Annotated in this window: 17 protein-coding genes; 2 read left to right on the top strand and 15 right to left on the bottom strand. The window is 74.1% G+C overall.

The window, feature by feature from the left end; genetic code table 11:
• Positions 1-7 precede the first annotated feature (7 nt).
• Together guaB and HOQ23_RS12090 are read right to left on the bottom strand one after the other, a co-directional pair.
• Entirely contained in the window at positions 8-1,510 is a 1,503-nt protein-coding gene (guaB, locus tag HOQ23_RS12095; protein ID WP_172214834.1) for an IMP dehydrogenase, read from the bottom strand.
• Between the two features lie 29 nt (positions 1,511-1,539).
• Entirely contained in the window at positions 1,540-2,457 is a 918-nt protein-coding gene (locus tag HOQ23_RS12090; RefSeq protein ID WP_172214833.1) for a GNAT family N-acetyltransferase, read from the bottom strand.
• Positions 2,458-2,570: 113 nt separating this feature from the next.
• Between HOQ23_RS12090 and HOQ23_RS12085 the strand changes: the two genes are divergently transcribed.
• Complete coding sequence (locus HOQ23_RS12085; RefSeq protein WP_172214832.1) at positions 2,571-4,181, top strand: glycosyltransferase family 39 protein; 1,611 nt, start codon at positions 2,571-2,573, stop codon at positions 4,179-4,181.
• A gap of 76 nt (positions 4,182-4,257) precedes the next feature.
• On the opposite strand, the gene groL is transcribed toward HOQ23_RS12085, so the two are convergent.
• Complete coding sequence (groL, locus tag HOQ23_RS12080; RefSeq protein WP_172214831.1) at positions 4,258-5,892, bottom strand: chaperonin GroEL; 1,635 nt, start codon at positions 5,890-5,892, stop codon at positions 4,258-4,260.
• A 91-nt stretch (positions 5,893-5,983) separates the two neighbouring features.
• Complete coding sequence (gene groES, locus HOQ23_RS12075) at positions 5,984-6,280, bottom strand: co-chaperone GroES (RefSeq protein WP_172214902.1); 297 nt, start codon at positions 6,278-6,280, stop codon at positions 5,984-5,986.
• A gap of 223 nt (positions 6,281-6,503) precedes the next feature.
• Here groES and HOQ23_RS12070 point away from each other — a divergent pair, with 223 nt between their 5' ends.
• On the top strand, positions 6,504-7,673 hold the full coding sequence (locus HOQ23_RS12070) for a methyltransferase domain-containing protein (protein WP_172214830.1): 1,170 nt from the start codon (positions 6,504-6,506) through the stop codon (positions 7,671-7,673).
• A gap of 19 nt (positions 7,674-7,692) precedes the next feature.
• Here HOQ23_RS12070 and HOQ23_RS12065 read toward each other — a convergent pair whose 3' ends face one another.
• From HOQ23_RS12065 to HOQ23_RS12015, 11 genes are all read right to left on the bottom strand, one after another.
• Positions 7,693-8,274 carry a hypothetical protein gene (locus tag HOQ23_RS12065; RefSeq protein WP_172214829.1) on the bottom strand — a complete coding sequence of 194 codons (582 nt, stop codon included), beginning with the start codon at positions 8,272-8,274 and terminating at the stop codon, positions 7,693-7,695.
• A 148-nt stretch (positions 8,275-8,422) separates the two neighbouring features.
• Positions 8,423-9,052 carry an MBL fold metallo-hydrolase gene (locus tag HOQ23_RS12060; protein ID WP_172214828.1) on the bottom strand — a complete coding sequence of 210 codons (630 nt, stop codon included), beginning with the start codon at positions 9,050-9,052 and terminating at the stop codon, positions 8,423-8,425.
• Positions 9,049-10,152 carry an S-(hydroxymethyl)mycothiol dehydrogenase gene (locus HOQ23_RS12055; protein ID WP_172214827.1) on the bottom strand — a complete coding sequence of 368 codons (1,104 nt, stop codon included), beginning with the start codon at positions 10,150-10,152 and terminating at the stop codon, positions 9,049-9,051. The genes HOQ23_RS12060 and HOQ23_RS12055 overlap by 4 nt, the downstream gene beginning before the upstream one ends.
• Positions 10,153-10,265: 113 nt before the next feature.
• Entirely contained in the window at positions 10,266-11,321 is a 1,056-nt protein-coding gene (gene tsaD / locus HOQ23_RS12050; protein ID WP_172214826.1) for a tRNA (adenosine(37)-N6)-threonylcarbamoyltransferase complex transferase subunit TsaD, read from the bottom strand.
• Positions 11,318-11,776 (bottom strand): N-acetyltransferase, encoded by a 459-nt coding sequence (locus HOQ23_RS20920; RefSeq protein WP_172214825.1) that lies wholly within the window; start codon positions 11,774-11,776, stop codon positions 11,318-11,320. Before HOQ23_RS20920 ends, tsaD begins: the two co-directional genes overlap by 4 nt.
• Positions 11,773-12,405: a tRNA (adenosine(37)-N6)-threonylcarbamoyltransferase complex dimerization subunit type 1 TsaB gene (gene tsaB, locus HOQ23_RS12040; RefSeq protein ID WP_172214824.1), complete on the bottom strand. Its 633-nt coding sequence runs from the start codon at positions 12,403-12,405 to the stop codon at positions 11,773-11,775. Before tsaB ends, HOQ23_RS20920 begins: the two co-directional genes overlap by 4 nt.
• Positions 12,406-12,510: 105 nt before the next feature.
• A complete protein-coding gene (tsaE, locus tag HOQ23_RS12035) occupies positions 12,511-13,431 on the bottom strand; it encodes a tRNA (adenosine(37)-N6)-threonylcarbamoyltransferase complex ATPase subunit type 1 TsaE (protein WP_172214823.1) in 921 nt (306 codons plus the stop codon).
• Complete coding sequence (locus tag HOQ23_RS12030; RefSeq protein WP_172214822.1) at positions 13,428-14,474, bottom strand: alpha/beta fold hydrolase; 1,047 nt, start codon at positions 14,472-14,474, stop codon at positions 13,428-13,430. The genes tsaE and HOQ23_RS12030 overlap by 4 nt, the downstream gene beginning before the upstream one ends.
• Positions 14,465-15,610: an alanine racemase gene (alr, locus tag HOQ23_RS12025; protein WP_172214821.1), complete on the bottom strand. Its 1,146-nt coding sequence runs from the start codon at positions 15,608-15,610 to the stop codon at positions 14,465-14,467. The genes HOQ23_RS12030 and alr overlap by 10 nt, the downstream gene beginning before the upstream one ends.
• 62 nt (positions 15,611-15,672) lie before the next feature.
• Positions 15,673-17,088 (bottom strand): NAD(P)H-hydrate dehydratase, encoded by a 1,416-nt coding sequence (locus HOQ23_RS12020; RefSeq protein ID WP_172214820.1) that lies wholly within the window; start codon positions 17,086-17,088, stop codon positions 15,673-15,675.
• Between the two features lie 175 nt (positions 17,089-17,263).
• Complete coding sequence (locus HOQ23_RS12015) at positions 17,264-18,559, bottom strand: HNH endonuclease signature motif containing protein (protein ID WP_172214819.1); 1,296 nt, start codon at positions 18,557-18,559, stop codon at positions 17,264-17,266.
• Positions 18,560-18,568 lie beyond the last annotated feature (9 nt).

Genomic DNA, 18,568 nt, shown 5'->3' with positions numbered 1-18,568 from the left:
GCTCGGGTCAGCGGCCGGAGTAGTTGGGGGCCTCGACGGTCATCTGGACGCCGTGGGGGTGGCTCTCGGTCAGCGACGCCTGGGTGATCCGCACGAAGCGGCCCTTGTCCTGCAGCTCCGGGACGGTGCGGGCGCCGACGTAGAACATCGACTGGGTGAGCCCGCCGAGCAGCTGGTGGGCGACCGCGGAGAGCGGGCCGCGGTAGGCGACCTGGCCCTCGATGCCCTCGGGGACGATCATGTCGTCGCTGGCGACCTCGGCCTGGAAGTAGCGGTCCTTGGAGTAGGACTTCTTGCCGCGGCTCGACATCGCCGCCAGCGAGCCCATACCGCGGTAGGCCTTGAACTGCTTGCCGTTGACGAAGACCAGCTCGCCCGGGGACTCCTCGCACCCGGCGAGCAGGGAGCCGAGCATGACGGCGTCGGCGCCGGCGACGAGCGCCTTGGCGATCTCGCCGGAGTACTTCATGCCGCCGTCGGCGATCACCGGGACGCCGGCGGGCTTGCAGGCCAGCGAGGCCTCGTAGACCGCGGTGATCTGCGGGACGCCCACGCCGGTGACGACGCGGGTGGTGCAGATCGAGCCCGGGCCCACGCCGACCTTGACCGCGTCGGCTCCGGCCTCGACGAAGGCCTGCGCGCCCTCGCGGGTCGCGACGTTGCCGCCGATGACCTGGACGTGGCGGGTGGCAGGGTCGCTCTTGAGGCGCTGGACCATGTCGAGCAGCAGCCGCACGTTGCCGTGCGCGGTGTCGGCGACGAGCACGTCGGCGCCGGCCTCGATCAGCGTCGTGGCGCGCTCCCAGGCGTCGCCGAAGTAGCCGATCGCCGCGCCGACCATGAGCCGGCCCTGGGCGTCGTTGGTGGCCTTGGGGAACTGCTCGGACTTCACGAAGTCCTTGACGGTGATCAGCCCGGCGAGGCGGCCCTGGTCGTCGACCAGCGGCAGCCGCTCGCGCTTGTGCTGGCGCAGCAGGAGGGTGGCCTCGTCACGGCTGATGCCGACCGGGCCGGTGATCAGCGGCATCGGGGTCATCACCTCGGCGACCTTGGTGCCGGCCCACTCCGCGACCGGGGTGAAGCGCAGGTCGCGGTTGGTGATGATGCCGAGCAGGCGCTGGTCGGCGTCGACGACGGGGAAGCCCGAGACGCGGTACTCCCCCGCGAGCTGGTCGAGCTGCTCGAGGGTCGCGTCGGGGCCGATGGTGACCGGGTTGGTGATGATGCCGGTCTGGGTCCGCTTCACCAGGTCGACCTGGTAGGCCTGGTCCTGGATGGACAGGTTGCGGTGCAGCACGCCGAGGCCGCCCTGGCGTGCCATCGCGATCGCCATCCGCGACTCGGTGACGGTGTCCATGGCCGCGCTCACCAGTGGGACCTTCAACGAGATCTCGCGGGTCAGCCGCGAGGTCGTGTCGATGTCCGAGGGCGCCAGGTCGGAGTGACCCGGCAGCAGCAGGACGTCGTCGTAGGTCAGGCCCAGGTTCGCGAACTTGTCGGGGAGCTCCACGATTCCAGTCTAGATCCCGCCGCCCACGATCACCCGAGCGGCGTGAGGTCGCGGACGGGCACCCGGACCGTGAGCACGTCGGCGCTCATCCGGATCCGCCCGCGAAGCCCCGCGGCCATCACCAGCGGCAGCACCGCCCGGTTGTCCGCGCGGGTGGTGAAGACGAGTGCGGCGGCACCGTGGGTGCGCGCCAACCGGGCCGCCTCGACCAGCAGCCGCGCGCCGATCCCGCGTCGGCGCCAGTCCGGGTCGACCCACAGCACCACCCGTCGTACGTCGGGCTCCGCCGGCGACGGCGCCTCCAAGGTGGCGCTGCCGACCACCGCGCCCTCGCGGACCGCCGAGACCGCGCCGGACTGGACGACGTACTGCGGGGCGCGGCCCTCGCCGAGCCGGCGCCCCGGCAGCGGCCCCGGCGCGCCGGGCTCCCGGGCCGGGCGGGTGCGGCGCAGCACGTCGCTGACCAGCTCGGCCATCGCGGCGGCCCGCGCGTGCTCGGTGGCGGTGAACGGCGCGCTGCGGCGCAGCTGCACCTGGACCTCGCCGACGCTCACCTCCATGACGTCGCCCTGGCTCGCGCCCTCCGCGCCGCCCACGGCCGGCTCGGCCTCGGCGTCGAAGAGGCGCGCCAGCACCTCGGGGAACGACGCCGGCTCCTCCAGCACCGTCCGGGCAGCCCGCACGTAGCGGGTCGGCTGGTCCACCAGCGCCGCCTCCCCGCACGGCGCGCAGCTCAGCACCCGGCCGCCGGCCTGCTCGACCAACCCGGCGATCCGGTCGGGCGCCCAGCCCGCGGGCGTGCGCAGCACCAGCTCGTCGATGACGCTGCCGAGGTCGGGGAAGATCTGCAGGCCGAGGATGTTCACCTCGGCCTCGCCGCAGGCGCGCGCGAGGGCGGCGAGGGATCCGGGACGGTCGGGCAGGCGGGTCCGCACTCTCCACAGCATGGCCCCGACCCTGCCCCGGGCGCGTTGCCGGACGGGGACACCGAGGTTTCGCGCGCGCAACAACCCGCGGGGCGATCCTGCACGCGGAGGGCCGACCTGCAAGGGTGGCGGACGTGACGAAGCGGCTCCCCGACCGGACCGCGCCCGGTCCCGCGCCGAGCGCCGGCACCGTGCCCGGACCCGTACGACGGGTGGCGCAGGGCATCACCCGCGCCGTCGAGTCGCGCTGGACGATCCCGCTGGCCGCGCTCGCCGCCTTCGTCCTGCGGCTGTCCGGGCTGACCCGCCCGATCCGGCCCGACGAGGCCGGTTTCACCCTGGTCGCGCGCAGCTGGGCGCCGGAGGCCGACAGCCTCTACGGCCACTACTTCGTGGACCGCCCGCCGCTGCTGATCGCGGTCTTCCGGGCCTCCGACGCGATCGGCGGCCCGCACTTCATCCGCATCCTCGGCGCCCTCGCCTGCGCGGCCCTGGTGCTGCTCGCCGCCCGCACCGCCCGCCTCGTCGCCGGCGAGACCTCCGCCCGCTGGACGGCGCTCTGCGTCGCCGCGATCACCTCCAGCACGCTGATCAACCTGGTCGCGGTGAAGGGCGAGCTGCTCGGGCTGCCCTTCGTGATGGCCGGCTGCCTGCTCTCGATCCTGGCGCTGCGGCGCGGCTCGGTGCCGCTGGCCGCCCTCGCCGGGCTGAGCGCGGCCACAGCAGTCGGCTTCAAGCAGAACCTGCTCGGCGGACTTGTCTTCGCCGGGGCCCTGCTGCTGGTCTCGCTGCTCACCCGGCGCATCGACGCCCGGGCGTTCCTGCGCCTGGCCGCCGCCGGCCTCGCCGGGGCCGCCGTACCGGTCCTCGCGACGCTGGGCTGGGCGGTCGCGGCCGGCGTCCGACCGGGGACGCTGTGGTACGCGATCTACGGCTTCCGCGCCGATGCCTCGGCGGTGCTCGCCTCCCACAGCTCGAAGGCCGCCGACGAACGCGCCGTCCAGCTGGTGGTGATCGCGCTGATGGCCGGCCTGCTGCTGGTGCTCGGCGGCTTCGTGGTGCACCTGCGCAGCGAGTGGCGCGAGGACGCGCCGCTGGCGGCGGCCACCGCCCTGATGCTGGCCTACGACGCCCTCGGGATGGTGCTGGGCGGCAGCTACTGGCCCGACTACCTGTTCGCGCTGGTGCCCTCCGCCGCCCTCGCCGCCGCGCTGCTGACCCGGCACCGCACCGGGCGGGGCCTCGCGATGCGCGGGGTGATCGTGCTGGCGGTCGTGTCCTGCACGGTGTCGCTGGTCTCCTGGGCGGCGTACAACCTCACCGGCAACCAGGAGACCGACGAGGTCCAGCTCGGCGCCGCGATCGGCGAGGCCGCCGAGCCGGGAGACACCCTCACCGTCTTCGGCGGGCGCGCGGACCTGCAGATCAGCAGCGGCCTGGACTCGCCGTACGAGCAGCTGTGGAGCCTGCCGATGCGCACCCTGGACCCCGACCTGGCCGAGCTGCGCGCCCTGGTCAACGGACCGGACGCCCCGACCTGGCTGGTCGAGTGGTTCCCCTTCACCGCCTGGACCCGCGAGGGCGGGGAGCTGCTGCGCCAGGCGGTCGAGGAGCGCTACGTCCCCGAGACCACCGACTGCGGGGACGGCGAGGCCACCATCTGGCGGCTGCGCGAGGCCGAGCGCCCGGCGGTGCGCCCGGACTGCCGCACCGTGGGCGGCGCCGCCGGCACCTCCCTGCCCTGACGCTCCTGCCCCGGTACGCCGACGGCGCCGGCCCCCTCGCGGGGACCGGCGCCGTCGTTTGCTGGTGCAGGAGCGGTCAGTGACCGTGTCCGTGGCCGTGTCCAGCGGCCGCGGGCTCCTCCTCCTCGGCGGGCTTCTCGACGATGAGGGTCTCGGTCGTCAGCAGCATCGCGGCGATGGAGGTCGCGTTGACGAGCGCCGAGCGGGTGACCTTGACCGGGTCCAGGACGCCCTGGGCGACCAGGTCGCCGTACTCGCCGGTCGCGGCGTTGAAGCCGAACGCGAAGCCGTTGGCCTCGAAGCCCTCGCGGACCTTGGTGGTCACGACGTAGCCGTTCTCGCCACCGTTCTCGGCGATCCAGCGCAGCGGCTCGACGCCGGAGCGGCGCACGACCCGCACGCCGACGGCCTCGTCGCCGGTGAGGCCGAGGTCGTCGTCGAGGACGGAGACCGCGTGGATGAGGGCGGAGCCGCCACCGGCGACGATGCCCTCCTCGATCGCGGCGCGCGTCGCGGAGACGGCGTCCTCGATGCGGTGCTTCTTCTCCTTCAGCTCCACCTCGGTGGCGGCGCCGACCTTGATCACGCACACGCCGCCGGCGAGCTTGGCGAGACGCTCCTGGAGCTTCTCACGGTCCCAGTCGGAGTCGGTGGCCTCGATCTCGGCCTTGATCTGGGCGACGCGGCCCTCGACGGCAGCGGCCTCGCCGGCGCCCTCGACGATCGTGGTGTCGTCCTTGGTGGTGACGACGCGGCGCGCCTGACCCAGGACCTCGAGGCCCACCTGGTCGAGCTTGAGGCCGATCTCGGGGGCGACGACCTGACCACCGGTCAGGACGGCGATGTCCTCGAGCATGGCCTTGCGGCGGTCACCGAAGGCCGGGGCCTTCACCGCGACGGCGTTGAAGATGCCGCGGATCTTGTTGACCACCAGGGTCGACAGCGCCTCGCCGTCGACGTCCTCGGCGATGATGAACAGCGGCTTGCCGGCCTGGATGACCTTCTCCAGCAGCGGCAGCAGGTCGGTGATCGCGGAGATCTTGCCCTGGTGCAGAAGGATGTAGGGGTCGTCGAGGACGGCCTCCATGCGCTCCTGGTCGGTCACGAAGTACGCCGAGATGTAGCCCTTGTCGAACTGCATGCCCTCGGTGAACTCGAGCTCGGTGCCCATGGTGTTGGACTCCTCAACGGTGATGACACCGTCCTTGCCGACCTTGTCGAAGGCCTCGGCGAGGAGCGAGCCGATGTGGGCGTCGCGGCTGGAGATCGTGGCGACCGAGGCCATGTCCTCCTTGGAGTCGACGTCGCGCGCGGCCTCGAGCAGCGCGTTGCTGACGGCCTCGGCGGCGGCGTCCATGCCGCGCTTGACGCCCATCGGGTTGGCGCCGGCGGCGACGGCGCGCAGGCCCTCGTGCACCATCGCCTGGGCGAGCACCGTGGCGGTGGTCGTGCCGTCACCGGCGATGTCGTTGGTCTTGGTGGCCACCTCCTTGGCGAGCTGGGCACCGAGGTTCTCGAACGGGTCGTCCAGCTCGATCTCGCGAGCGACGGAGACACCGTCGTTCGTGATCGTCGGGGCGCCCCACTTCTTGTCCAGGACGACGTAGCGGCCCTTGGGGCCGAGGGTCACCTTGACGGCGTTGGCGAGCGCGTCGACGCCGCGCTCGAGCGAGCGACGGGCGTGCTCGTCGAACTCCAGGATCTTGGGCATTGCTCTCCTCAGGAAAGGCGGAAAGAACGAAGGTCCGGCACGTCGGCCGGCCCGGACGAGCCGGCCGGGACGTGCCGGACCATCGGGGAAATCAGGAAACGATCGCCAGCACGTCGCGGGCGGAGAGGATCAGGAACTCCTGGCCGGAGTACTTGACCTCGGTGCCGCCGTACTTGCTGTAGATGACCTTGTCGCCCACGGAGATGTCCATGGGGATGCGCTCGTCGCCGTCCTCGTTGAAGCGGCCGGGACCGATGGCCACGACCTCGCCCTCCTGGGGCTTCTCCTTGGCGGTGTCCGGGATGACCAGGCCCGAGGCCGTGGTCTGCTCCGCTTCGAGCGGCTTGACGACGATCCGGTCCTCGAGGGGCTTGATGCTGACCGACACGATGTCGACCTCCACTTTCTGGCACTTCGTAGCGATGTGTGATGCACGTGGTGGTGCCTTGAGGACGCGGTACGCCGTCGCGGGTGCCGCACCGGTCTGTCAGGCGCTGGCACACTCCTAGGGAGAGTGCCAGTCAGAAAACTAGCACTCCCCCGGGCTGAGTGCCAGAGCCCCCCGGCCGCCAGGTGCACGGCGCGCGGTCGCGACCTGACAGGATCGGCGCGTGGACCTCGACGCATTCCGCTGGTTGCTCACCGACGAGGGGCAGCGGCTGCTGGCCTGCGCCGAGGAGCTCGCCGACCTGGACCCGCTGCGCGCCCAGACGCCGCTGCGCCGCGTCGCGAGCGCCGAGCACGCCGCCGCGGCGGTCACCCAGGCGACCCTGCGCCGCCGCGCGGTCGCGAAGTTCGGCGACGACGCGCGCCGCATGTACTTCACCCCCGACGGCCTGGAGCAGGCCACCCGCGCCCCGGTCGCCGCGCACCGGGCCGCCCGGCTCACGGCCTTCGGGGCGCGCACGCTGATCGACCTCGGGTGCGGCATCGGCGGCGACCTGCTCGCCTCCGCCCGGGCCGGGATCACCGCCGCCGGCGTCGACCTGGACCTGCTGCGGGTCGAGGTGGCGCGCGCCAACCTCGCCGCGCTCGGCCTGGAGGGAGCGGCGATGGTCGCCGACGCCACCGAGCTCGACACCTCCCCCTTCGACGTGGCGTACGCCGACCCGGCGCGCCGCAGCGCCCGCGGCCGCTCCTTCGACGTCGACGACTGGACGCCGCCGTGGTCCTTCGTGGAGCGGCTGCTGGCCCGGGACTCCTGCGTGAAGGTCGCGCCGGGGATCCCGCACGCGCTGGTGCCCGCCGGGGTGGAGGCGGAGTGGGTCAGCGACCACGGGGACGTCAAGGAGGCCGCGCTCTGGTCGGGCCGCCTGGCCACCGTCGCGCGGCGCGCCACCGTGATCGCCGAGCACGGCCTGGCGACCCTCACCGACGAGGACGACCCCGGCGCCGCCGCGGTCGGTGTCGGTGCGGTGCAGCGCTACCTCCACGAGCCCGACGGGGCGGTCGTGCGCGCCGGGCTGGTGACCGCGGTCGCCGCGCTCACCGGCGGCACGCTGCTCGACGAGCACATCGCCTACGTGACCTCGCCGAGCGCCTCCCCCACGCCGTACGCCCGCTCCTACGAGGTGCTCGAGGAGCTGCCCTACCGCGAGAAGCAGCTGCGCGCCGCGCTGCGAGCGCGCGGCATCGGCACCCTGACGATCAAGAAGCGCGGCGTCGACGTCGTGCCCGAGCAGCTGCGCAAGCGGCTGGCCCTGGACGGCGACACGCCGGCGACCCTGGTGATGACGAGGGTCGCCGGTGCGGGGACGGCGCTGCTGGTGCGCCCGCTCTGAGCGGACGCGCCGGCAGGGGTCAGACGGCTGCGGGCTCCGGGGCGCGCTGCGCCGACGAGCGGCGCGCGTGCACCAGGCCGAGCGCGGCGAGGACCAGCAGCACGGCCGCCCCGACGAACGCGGCGATGGCGGCATAGCCCGCGATGGTGCCGATCGTGGCGAAGGCGTAGCCGTAGAGCAGCAGCCCGCGCAGCGTGCTGCCCATGAACAGACTCTCGCGCAGCCCGGCCATCGCCTGCCCGGCCTCGGAGGCCTTCTCCTCCTCGCTCATCGCGAGGTACTCCCCGCTGACCGCCTCGTAGCTGCGGCCGTCGCTGGAGGCGTTCATGTGGGCGAGGATGTAGTGGTCGGCGAAGGCCTTCGCCTTCGGACCGCTGTCCAGCGGCGTCCCGGCGTACTCCTCGAGGGCCTCGCGGTCCTCCGCGGCGAGGCTGTCCAGCGCCGCCCCTTCCGGCATGGTGATGTCCTGCATCGTCAGCTGTTGCTCGACCTGGTCGTCGATGAAGACGTTGGCCCAGGTGAGCAGGCCTCCCGCCACCAGCAGGACGACCGCGAGCGCGAGCCCGGTCCAGGAGATGAGCTTGTCGAGCACGGTGCGCATGGGCGCTCCTTCGCGTAGCTGTCCGGGGCGAGGGCCCGCCCCGTCCGGCGCACGCTACAAAGGCCGCCCCCGCTCCGCGAGGACCCCGCCGCGGACCCGGGCGTGTCCCGGGTCCGCCGCGGGCTGCACCCCGTGGGGTGAGGACCGCTCAGGCGCCGAGCGCGGCCTTCTCGGCACCGATCGTGGTGTCGTCGCCGTGACCGGTGTGCACCACCGTCTCGTCGGGCAGCGCGAAGAGCCGCGCACGGATCGAGGCGACGATCACGTCGGCGTCGGAGAACGAGCGGCCGGTCGCGCCGGGGCCGCCCTGGAACAGGGTGTCGCCGGTGAAGACGGCACCGAGGTCCTCGGCGTACAGGCAGACCGCGCCGGGCGCGTGACCCGGCGTGTGCAGCACCCGCAGCGTGGTGCCGGCGACCTCGATGGTGAGGCCGTCGGCGAGGTCGAGGTCCCACAGCTGGGCGTCGACGTCGTCGGGCCCTCCGTGGGTCAGCTCCCAGACCGGGCGGTCGTCGGGGTGCAGCATGATCGGCGCCCCGACGCGCTCGCGCAGCGCCGGCGCGACCCGCACGTGGTCGTCGTGGGCGTGGGTGCAGATGATCGCCTTGACCGTGCGGTCCCCGACGACGGCGAGGATGTCGTCCACCGAGTGCGGGGCGTCGATGACCACGCACTCGCGGTCATCGCCGATCACCCAGATGTTGTTGTCGACCTCGAAGGTCTGCCCGTCCAGGCTGAAGGTGCCGCTGGAGACGGCGTGGTCCACGCGGGCGGTCACGGCAGGACCACCACGGAGCGCAGCACCTCGCCGTGGTGCATCTTCTCGAACGCGGCCTCGATGTCGTCGATGCCGATCTCCTCGGTCACGAACGCGTCGAGGTCGAGGCGGCCCTGGCGGTAGAGGTCGACCAGCATCGGGAAGTCGCGGCTGGGCAGGCAGTCGCCGTACCAGCTGGACTTGAGCGCACCGCCGCGGCCGAAGACGTCGATGAGCGGCAGCTCAGGGACCTGCATGTCCGGCGTCGGGACGCCGACCAGGACGACGGTGCCGGCCAGGTCGCGGGCGTAGAAGGCCTGCTTCCAGGTCTCGGGACGCCCGACGGCCTCGATGACGACGTCGGCGCCCTCGGCGCCCTCGTAGGTCTCCGCGCAGATCCGCTTGATCTCCTCGACCGGGTCGACCTTCGAGGAGTCCACGACGTGGGTGGCGCCCAGCTCGCGGGCCTTCTCGAGCTTGGCGGCGTCGATGTCGACGGCGATGATCGGGCTCGCACCGGCCAGCGCGGAGCCGGCGATCGCGGCCACGCCCACGCCGCCACAGCCGATCACGGCGACCGACTTGCCGCGGGTCACCGCGCCGGTGTTGATGGCGGCACCGATGCCGGCCATCACGCCGCAGCCGAGCAGACCGACGGCCGCGGGGCGCGCGTCGGCGTCGACCTTGGTGCACTGGCCGGCGGCGACCAGGGTCTTCTCGGCGAACGCGCCGATGCCCAGGGCCGGGCTGAGCTCGGTGCCGTCCTCCAGCGTCATCTTCTGTGTCGCGTTGTGGGTGTTGAAGCAGTACTGCAGGTCCCCGCGCTTGCAGGCGCGGCACTCACCGCACACCGCGCGCCAGTTGAGCACCACGAAGTCGCCCGGGGCGACCTCGGTGACGTCGGGGCCGACGGCCTCCACGATGCCCGCGGCCTCGTGGCCGAGCAGGAACGGGAACTCGTCGTTGATGCCGCCCTCGCGGTAGTGCAGGTCGGTGTGGCAGACCCCGCAGGCCTGGATCTTCACGACGGCCTCGCCCGGGCCGGGGTCGGGGACGTTGATGGTGACCACCTCGACGGGGGCCCCCTTGGCCAGTGCGACGACGGCCTTCACCTGCTGCATGCGTTTCCTCCTGCTGTTCGACGGGGTCTGGGGCAACCGTACGGAACCGCCACAGCCGGCTCCGCCGGGGAGCCCCGCCCCTCCCGCAGGGAGCGGCGTGCGCCGCGCGGCGCTCAGCCCGCGAGCACCTCGGTGACCGGGAGGCTGGAGTCGGCGGGCAGGTCGAGGGAGGACGGCGTACGGCCGCGGGCGACCATCTCGGCGCCGAGCGCGGCCACCATCGCGCCGTTGTCGGTGCACAGCCCCGGGCGCGGGACGCGTACCCGGATGCCGAGCGCGGAGGCGCGCTCCTCGGCCAGGGCCCGGAGGCGGGAGTTGGCCGCGACGCCGCCGCCGATGAGCAGGTCCTCGATGCCCTCGCTGCGCGCGGCGTCCAGGGCCTTGCGGACGAGCACGTCGCAGACCGCCTCCTGGAAGCTCGCGGCCACGTCGGCGACCGGCACCGGCTCACCGGAGCGCTCGCGGGCCTCGACCCAGCGGGCCACGGCCGTCTTGAGCCCGGAGAAGGAGAAGTCGAAGCGGTGCCGCTCCAGGTCGCGGCGCGAGGTCAGTCCGCGGGGGAAGTCGATGACGACCTGGCCGTCCTCGCGGGCGATCCGGTCGATGTGCGGGCCGCCGGGGAACGGCAGCCCGAGGCGGCGCGCGACCTTGTCGAAGGCCTCGCCCGCGGCGTCGTCGATGGTCTGGCCCATCGGCTGCACGCCGCTGGTGACGTCCTCGACGCGCAGCAGGCTGGAGTGCCCCCCGCTGACCAGCATCGCGATGCACGGCTCGGGCAGCGGGCCGTGCTCGAGCTGGTCGACGGCGACGTGGGAGGCGAGGTGGTTCACGCCGTACAGCGGCTTGCCCAGGCCGAGCGCGAGCGCCTTCGCCGAGGCCACGCCGACCAGCAGCGCGCCGGCGAGCCCGGGGCCGCTGGTCACCGCGATCGCGTCGACGTCGCCGAGCGAGACGCCTGCGGTCTCGCAGGCCCGCTCGATGGTCGGCACCATCGCCTCGAGGTGGGCGCGGCTGGCGACCTCGGGCACGACGCCGCCGAAGCGGGCGTGCTCGTCGACGCTGCTCGCGACCGCGTCGGCGAGCAGGGTGTGCCCGCGCACGATGCCGACGCCGGTCTCGTCGCAGGAGGTCTCGATGCCGAGGACGAGCGGTTCGCTGCTGGTGCTCACGAGGCCATTGTCCCCGTCAGGTCCCGCGCGAGCACGATCGCGGTGGTGCCGTCGCGGTAGTAGCCGCGCCGACGCGCCAGCTCGACGAAGCCGTGGGCACGGTAGAAGGCCAGGGCGCCGGCGTTGTCCTCGCGGACCTCCAGCACCACCCGCTCGACCCCGGCCCGCTCGGCGGTGCGCACGACCTCGGCGAGCAGCGCGCTGGCCAGGCCGGTACGGCGGTGGGTGCCGGCGACCGAGATGCGCTGGAGCTCGGTCACGTCGACCACGGCCGCCACGGCGTGCCCGACGACCTCGCCGGTGTCGTCGTCCTCGGCGACCCAGACGTGCAGCGAGGCGTGCTCGTCGGTGATCGCCTGCTCGACCAGCCCCGGCGACCAGGCATCGACGCCGAGGTTGTCGACCTCGAGGTCGGCCACGGCGTCGAGGTCGGCGAGGGTCGCCACGCGGATCACGAGACCTGCTTGCGCGCGCCCGGCGTCTCGGCGTCGGGGCGGCGCAGGTAGAGCGGCTCGGGGTCGAGCAGCTCGGCGAGCTCCTCGGCCACCGCACGGGCCAGCCAGCCGGCGCTCGGGCGCTGCGGCCCGGTCGCGCGTGGGAACGCCTCGGGGTAGAGCGCGCCGCCCTCACCGACGACCGGGAGGTCGCTGGCGACGGCAACGGGCTTCTCCACCACCGGGCCCTCGACCCGGCTGCCGTCGGCGTCGTAGGAGGCCAGGTAGACCTCCTTGCGGCGCGCGTCGGTCGCCACCAGGAACGGCGTGCCCAGCGCCGGGGCCGCCTCGAGCGCCAGCACGTCCAGCGAGCACACGCCGTACACCGGGATGTCGAGGACCAGGCCCAGGGTGCGGGCGGTGACCAGGCCGACGCGCAGGCCGGTGAACGGGCCCGGGCCGACACCCACCGCGACGGCGGTGAGGTCGTGGCGGGTGATGCCCGCGCGCTCCAGGCCGGCCGCGATCAGCGGGGCGAGCTGCTCGCCGTGCTTCATCGGCCGCTCGGAGGTCAGCTCGACGACCACGTCGGCGCCGTCGTGCAGGGCGAGGCTCACCTGGGGGGTCGCGGTGTCGAAGGCCAGCAGCACGTCCCCGAGGCTAACCCGCGCCCCTCCCCCTCCCCCGAGTCGGCCCTCGTGGTGGCGCGAGTCGGGGCTTGTGGCGTGCCGAGTCGGCGCTCGTGGTTGGGCGCCTCAGCCCAGGCCGCGGAAGGACAGCGCGTGCCAGCGCGGCCCGACCGGGGTGATCTCGACCCGGCGCGGGTCGATCTCGTCCTCCGGGTCGGTCGCGGTGCTGCGCACGATCCGGATCTCCAGGCGCGACTCGGTGAGCCCCTCCGCGAGCCCCTCGCCCCACTCGACGACCGTGACCGCGTGGTCGAGGTCGGTGTCGAGGTCGAGGTCGTCGAGCTCCTCGATGCCGCCGAGGCGGTAGGCGTCCACGTGCACGAGGTCCGGCCCGCCGACCAGCGAGGGGTGCACCCGGGCGATCACGAACGTCGGCGAGGTGACGTCACCGCGCACGTGCAGGCCGGCGCCGATGCCCTGGGTGAGCGTGGTCTTCCCCGCGCCCAGCTCCCCCGACAGCACGATCAGGTCGCCGGGCTGGAGCTGGCCGGCCAGCGAACGCCCGAGCGCCTGCATCGCGTCCGCGTCGTCGGCGTCGTAGACGCAGGTGCGCAGCGGGCGGCGCATCTCCACCAGCGGCGAGCTGCGCGCGATCTCGCGGAACCCCTGGCGCTCCCAGAAGCGCAGGGTGCGCGGCAGCTCCTCGCGGGCCACGACCGTCGCGTCGTCGTACCCCTCGGCGGCGTCGACGACGGCGTCGACGAGCATGCGGGCGATGCCGTGCCCCTGCGCGTCGGGGTGTACGCCGAAGCGCCGCAGGTACATCGTGCTGCCCACCGGGTCCAGCACGAGCGCCCCGACCGGGCGGCCCTCGAGCAGCGCGAGCAGCCCGCCGTAGCGCCCGAGCATCTCCGCGATCGACTCCTCGGTCTCCGCGAGCGCATCGGCGGGCGGGTCGAGCGGCGGTCGCGCGGCGAAGGCCGCCCGCACCACCGCGAGCACGTCCGCGGCCGCCTCCGGGCCGACCCGCCGGACCTCGACGCTCATCGCGTCCCTTCCTGGTCGAGGACGACGTCGATGAGGTCGTCCAGCTCGTCGTTGATCTGTTGGTGGCGCTCGAGGATCACCATGTGCCCGGCCCCGTCGAGCTCGACGAGGCGGGAGTCGCGGATCCGCGAGTGCAGCTTGCGACTGTGCCCGATCGAGGTCACCCGGTCGGCGGTGCCGCACATGATGAGCGTGGGGACGTCGGAGAGGACGTCGACGGCGTGGAACTTGTCCAGCGCCCCGAAGCTCGGGAAGAACCCCGCGACCACCTCGAACGGCGTCGCCGACAGCATCTGGTCCACGAACTCCACGTAGGAGGTCGGCACCTTGTCGCCGAACGCGAACAGGTCGGTGGCGACGGTGGCGACCGAGCGACCGGCCCGGCGCAGCCCGTCGACGGCGCCGGCGCGCCGCGCGAGCGTGGCGATCGTCCCCCGGGCGAGCGGGAGGCCGATCTTCGCGGGGACCACCGGCAGCAGCAGCCGGCCGACGTCGAGGCCGCCGGCGGTCGTGGAGATGAGGCAGGCGCCGGTGATCCGGTCGTGGAAGAGGTGGGGGTGCTGCTCGGCGAACGCGACGACGCTCATCCCGCCCATCGAGTGCCCCACGAGGAGCACCGGGCCCTCGGGCACGACCTCCTCGAGCACGCGCCGCAGGTCCTCGCCGAGCTGGTCGATGGTGGCGTTCTCGCGCGAGGAGCGCCCCGAGCGACCGTGGGAGCGCTGGTCGTAGAGCACCGTGCGGACCCGGCCGCGCAGCGCCGCGCGCTGGAAGTGCCAGCAGTCCAGGTTGAGCGCGTAGCCGTGGACGAGCACCACGGTGAGCGGCAGGGCGCCGGCGTCCGGCTCGTCGATCTCGACGTGCAGCGGCACCCCGTCGTCGGCCACGACCGTCAGCGGGTCCGAGCGCAGGCTGCCGAACGCGACGTCCTCGCCGGCGCGTCCGTCGAGGCGTCGGCGCCGCCACGCCACGCCGTACGCCGTGCCGGCGAGCGCCAGTCCGGCGGCGCCACCGGCGCCGAGGATCCGCGTCCTCAGCCCCACCGGCTCGCCTCGGTGTCGACGTGGCGGCGGGTCAGGCGCCCGCCGATGCGGGTGACGACCTCGTAGCTGATCGTGTCGGCGGCCTCGGCCCAGTCCTGTGCCGTCGGCGCGCCGTCGAGGCCGGTGCCCCACAGCACGACCTCCGCGCCCGGCTCGGGCCGGTCGCCCTCGAGGTCGACGACGAACTGGTCCATGCAGATCCGTCCGCGGACGGGACGCCGCTTGCCGTCGATCCACACCTCGGCGCGGCTGCTGGCGTGGCGCGGGACGCCGTCGCCGTACCCGCCGGGCACCAGGCCGAGCGTGGTGGCAGCGGGGGCGACCCAGGTGCGGCCGTAGGAGACCGCGTCGCCGGCCGCGACGTCCTTGACCAGCAGCAGGCTGGCCCGCACGGTCATCGCGGGCACGAGGCCCAGGTCGGGCAGGTGCCCCGGGGCGGGGTCCAGGCCGTAGGAGGCCAGCCCGCAGCGCACCAGGTCGAAGCGCGAGGAGGGTCGTAGCACCGCCGCCGCGGAGTTCGCGATGTGGCGCACCTCCGGGCGCAGGCCCGCCTGCTCGGCCACCTCGACGGCCCAGCGCAGGACGTCCTCCTGGGCGGCGTTGGCGGGGTCGTCGGGCTCGTCGCTGGAGGAGAAGTGCGACCAGATGCCGGTGACGCGCCACAGGCCGTCGTCCTCGCCGCGCCGGGCCCGCTCGACGACTGCGGGCCAGTCGGCGCGGGTGGCGCCGCCGCGGGACAGGCCGGTGTCGATCTTGAGCTGCACCCGCGCGGGGCGACCGGCGCCGGCGACACCGGCGGCGATCTCGTCGAGCTGGGCGACGGAGTACGCCGTGACGTCGACGTCCGCGCCGATGACGGCGCCGTAGTTCTCCCCCGGCGCGGCCAGCCAGCACAGCACCCGTCCGACGTCGCCGGACTCGCGCAGCGCGAGGGCCTCCTCGGGGGTGGCCACGCCGAGCCAGTCGGCGCCTGCCTCGCGGGCCGCACGGGCCACCTCGACCATGCCGTGGCCGTAGCCGTCGGCCTTGACGACGGTCATCATCTGCACGTCGTCGCCGACGAGCTCGCGCAGCCGCCTGACGTTGTGCCGCACCGCCGCGAGGTCGACGACGATCTCGGCTCGCGCGGCGGTCATGGCTCCGATTCTCCCATCCCGGCCCTCGACGGGAGAGATGGCCCCTGCGGACCCGCGGTGGACTAGAGGACCGGGCGGCCCGGGAGGCCACGCACCGCGTCCGGGATCGCCCGTGCGACGTCGCCCGCCACGAGCGGGCCACCGTCCGAGGCGAGGGTGGCCGCGGCGCCGTGCAGCCAGGACCCGACGGAGGCCGCGTCGTACGGCTCCAGGCCGGCCGCGAGCAGCGCACCGATCAGCCCGCCGAGGACGTCGCCGGCGCCGGCGGTGGCCAGCCACGGGGTCCCGGTGGTGGTGACCCGGCCGCGTCCGTCGGGCCGGACGACCAGGGTGTGGCGGCCCTTCAGCAGCACGACCGTGTCGTACGTCCAGGCGGCGCGGCGGGCGTGGGCGAGCGGGGCCGCCTCGACCTCGGCGCGCTCGACGCCGAGCATCGCGGCCAGCTCGCCGGCGTGCGGGGTGAGCACGGCGGGCGCCGGCAGCCGGCCGGTGACGTGGGCCAGGGCATCGGCGTCGACGACGACCGGGACCCCCTCGCCGGTCGCGGTGGCGAGCGCCTCGGCGGCGTGCTCGTCGCCGCCGGAGCCGACCACCCAGGCCTGCACGCGCCCCTCGCCCACCACCTCGGGGTGGGACTCGCGCACGCGGGCGGTGACGGCGGGGTCCCCCACGACGCGCACCATCCCGCACAGCCCGCTCGCGGCGCCGGCGACGCTCAGCACCGCCGCGCCCGGGTAGCGCGCGGACCCGGCCCGGACGCCGACGACGCCGCGGATGTACTTGTGCGCGTCGGGCGCCGGCCGCGGCAGCAGCCGGGCGACGTCGTACGGCTGGAGCGCCTCGAGCGGCGCGTCGGGCAGGTCGAGGCCGATGTCGACGAGGTGCAGCACGCCGCAGGCCGCGGCGGCGGGGTCGACGAGGTGGGCGATCTTGTGGGTGCCGAAGGTGACGGTGAGCGCGGCCCGCACGTGCGGCCCGTCGAGCTCGCCGGTGTCGACGCCGACGCCGGACGGCACGTCGACCGCGACCACCGGTACGCCGGCGAGCGCGTCCAGCGCCGCGACCGCCTCGGGCCGCAACCCCGGCTGCCCGCCGATCCCGACGATGCCGTCGAGCACGACGTCGGGCCGCTCGGCGCGCTCGGTGTGCGACGCCGTGTCGGGGACGCCACGGACCACCCGCCCGCCGGCCGCACGGAGCGCGGCGACGCCGCCCTCGTGGGCGCGCGGGGACAGCAGCCACGCCTCGACCCGGCAGCCGCGCCGGGCGAGCAGCGCGCCGGCGTACAGCGCGTCGCCGCCGTTGTCGCCCGACCCGACCAGCAGCACGGCCCGGCGCCCGTACCCGCCGTCGAGCAGGTCGAGCACCGCATGGGCGAGCCCGTGGGCCGCGCGCTGCATCAGCGTCCCCGCGGGGAGCCGCGCCATCAGCTCCGCCTCGGCGGCCCGGACCTGCTCGACGGTGTGCGCATGCCTCACCCCGCCGAGGCTAGCGCCCGCGGGTCACCCACCGGCGTGGGTCGACGCCCGCCGGCCCCCGTTGACACCCGTTCGTCGAGCCTGTCGAGACCCACGGCCAGACCTCGGGCAGGGGTCTGCCCCGCCAGTGGGGTGCTGGCGGGGTGGTGACCGACTGTGAGCGGGCGGAGCTCTCCTACGCGTCGGGTGGGTGTGCCGTCAGGAGGCGGGTGGTGCCGCGGTCCTTGACCAGGTGCAGGCCGTGGGGTGATCGCCAGAGGTGCGTCGCCGGATCGGTCCGCTCGCAGGTCCAGCCCGTGTGGGTCTTGGCCCGGTGATGTCGCCGGCACAGCGGCGCGATGTTGCAGCTGCACGTGGGGCCGCCCTCGCCGTGGGCGACGACGTGGTCGGCGTCGCAGCGTCTCGCCGGCCTCTCGCACCACGGGAACGCGCAGGTCGGGTCGGTCAGACGGGTCTGCTCGGCCAAGCGGTCGGGGACCGCGTAGGCGTCGGTGTGGTGATGCTCGTCGAGGTCGATGGCGGGCTTGATCACGACCTGGGCGTCACCGCTGCACCAGTCGCGGACCTGCTCGGTCGACACGATCGACCGGGTCTCCTCGACCCTTGCGATGCCGGGCTCGCCGCCGAGCGCCGCCTCGGAGAGATGGACGTGGATCACGACCTGCCGCGGCTTCACCACCGACCCTGCTCCCTCGCCCGCCTCAGCCATCAGGTCCAAGGTGAGCTGGCGCCGGGCGAGCTCACCGACGGCCATGGAGCGCCGGACGTCGAGGGACTCCTCCGAGCCCAGCGCGGCGAGCTCCGCCGCGCCTTGGCGGATCGCGGCGTCCAGGTCGAGCGCGTCGGCGAGGTCGAGGGTGCCCTCGACCTGCACGGTGCCGTCGAAGTCCGCCGCCTCGGTGTGCACGTCGAAACGGCGCCCGTCGGCCGCCTCGCGCCGCTGCTTCTCCGCACCCTCGGGGTCGAAGGTCACCCGGGCATGCTCCACCAGCCGCCCGATCGCCGCGAAGCCGACCTTCCCCACGACCGGAGCCAGCTGACGGTCGACGTACTCCGCGGCGACCAATGGCAACGTGGTGGTCAGCTGCGCGACCCGGCGGGCCTTCCACGCCGGCACCTTCCCGGCCTGCACGAGCGCCCACGTGCGCTTCAACCGGTGGGCCAGCTCGAGCGCATCCCCGATCAACGACTTCGCCGAATCCGTCGACACCCCGAGGGCAGCACCCAGCTCCATCGGCGCGAACTCCGCGACCAGCGGGGTCCCTTCGCCCGCGAGCGGGACCGCTATCTCGGCGAAGATCAGACCGGTCGTCGGAGCCGTCGAGACCGACTCCTCCGGATGCATCGCCGCCCACGCCAGCGCCCCCTGAAGGACCTTGACCTCCGCAGCCTGGGCGACAGCCCGCTGCGCCTCCACGAACGCCAGCACGGCGGCTGGAGTGTCGCAGTCGGGGACATCCGGTGAGGCCATGCCTCAGTC

The organism is Nocardioides sp. zg-DK7169 (assembly GCF_013155365.1).
Classification (GTDB): domain Bacteria; phylum Actinomycetota; class Actinomycetes; order Propionibacteriales; family Nocardioidaceae; genus Nocardioides.
The sequence above is the reverse complement of the archived record's forward strand: the minus strand, read 5'-3'. Positions and strand labels throughout refer to the sequence as shown.

Bases quoted from the DNA above. Each gene is read 5' to 3' on its own strand.
- HOQ23_RS12015 (WP_172214819.1), bottom strand. From the start codon at position 18,559: ATGGCCTCACCGGATGTCCCCGACTGCGACACTCCAGCCGCCGTGCTG.
- alr (WP_172214821.1), bottom strand. From the start codon at position 15,610: ATGACCGCCGCGCGAGCCGAGATCGTCGTCGACCTCGCGGCGGTGCGG.
- HOQ23_RS12065 (WP_172214829.1), bottom strand. From the start codon at position 8,274: ATGCGCACCGTGCTCGACAAGCTCATCTCCTGGACCGGGCTCGCGCTC.
- groL (WP_172214831.1), bottom strand. From the start codon at position 5,892: ATGCCCAAGATCCTGGAGTTCGACGAGCACGCCCGTCGCTCGCTCGAG.
- tsaE (WP_172214823.1), bottom strand. From the start codon at position 13,431: ATGAGCGTCGAGGTCCGGCGGGTCGGCCCGGAGGCGGCCGCGGACGTG.
- HOQ23_RS12055 (WP_172214827.1), bottom strand. From the start codon at position 10,152: ATGCAGCAGGTGAAGGCCGTCGTCGCACTGGCCAAGGGGGCCCCCGTC.
- HOQ23_RS12090 (WP_172214833.1), bottom strand. From the start codon at position 2,457: ATGCTGTGGAGAGTGCGGACCCGCCTGCCCGACCGTCCCGGATCCCTC.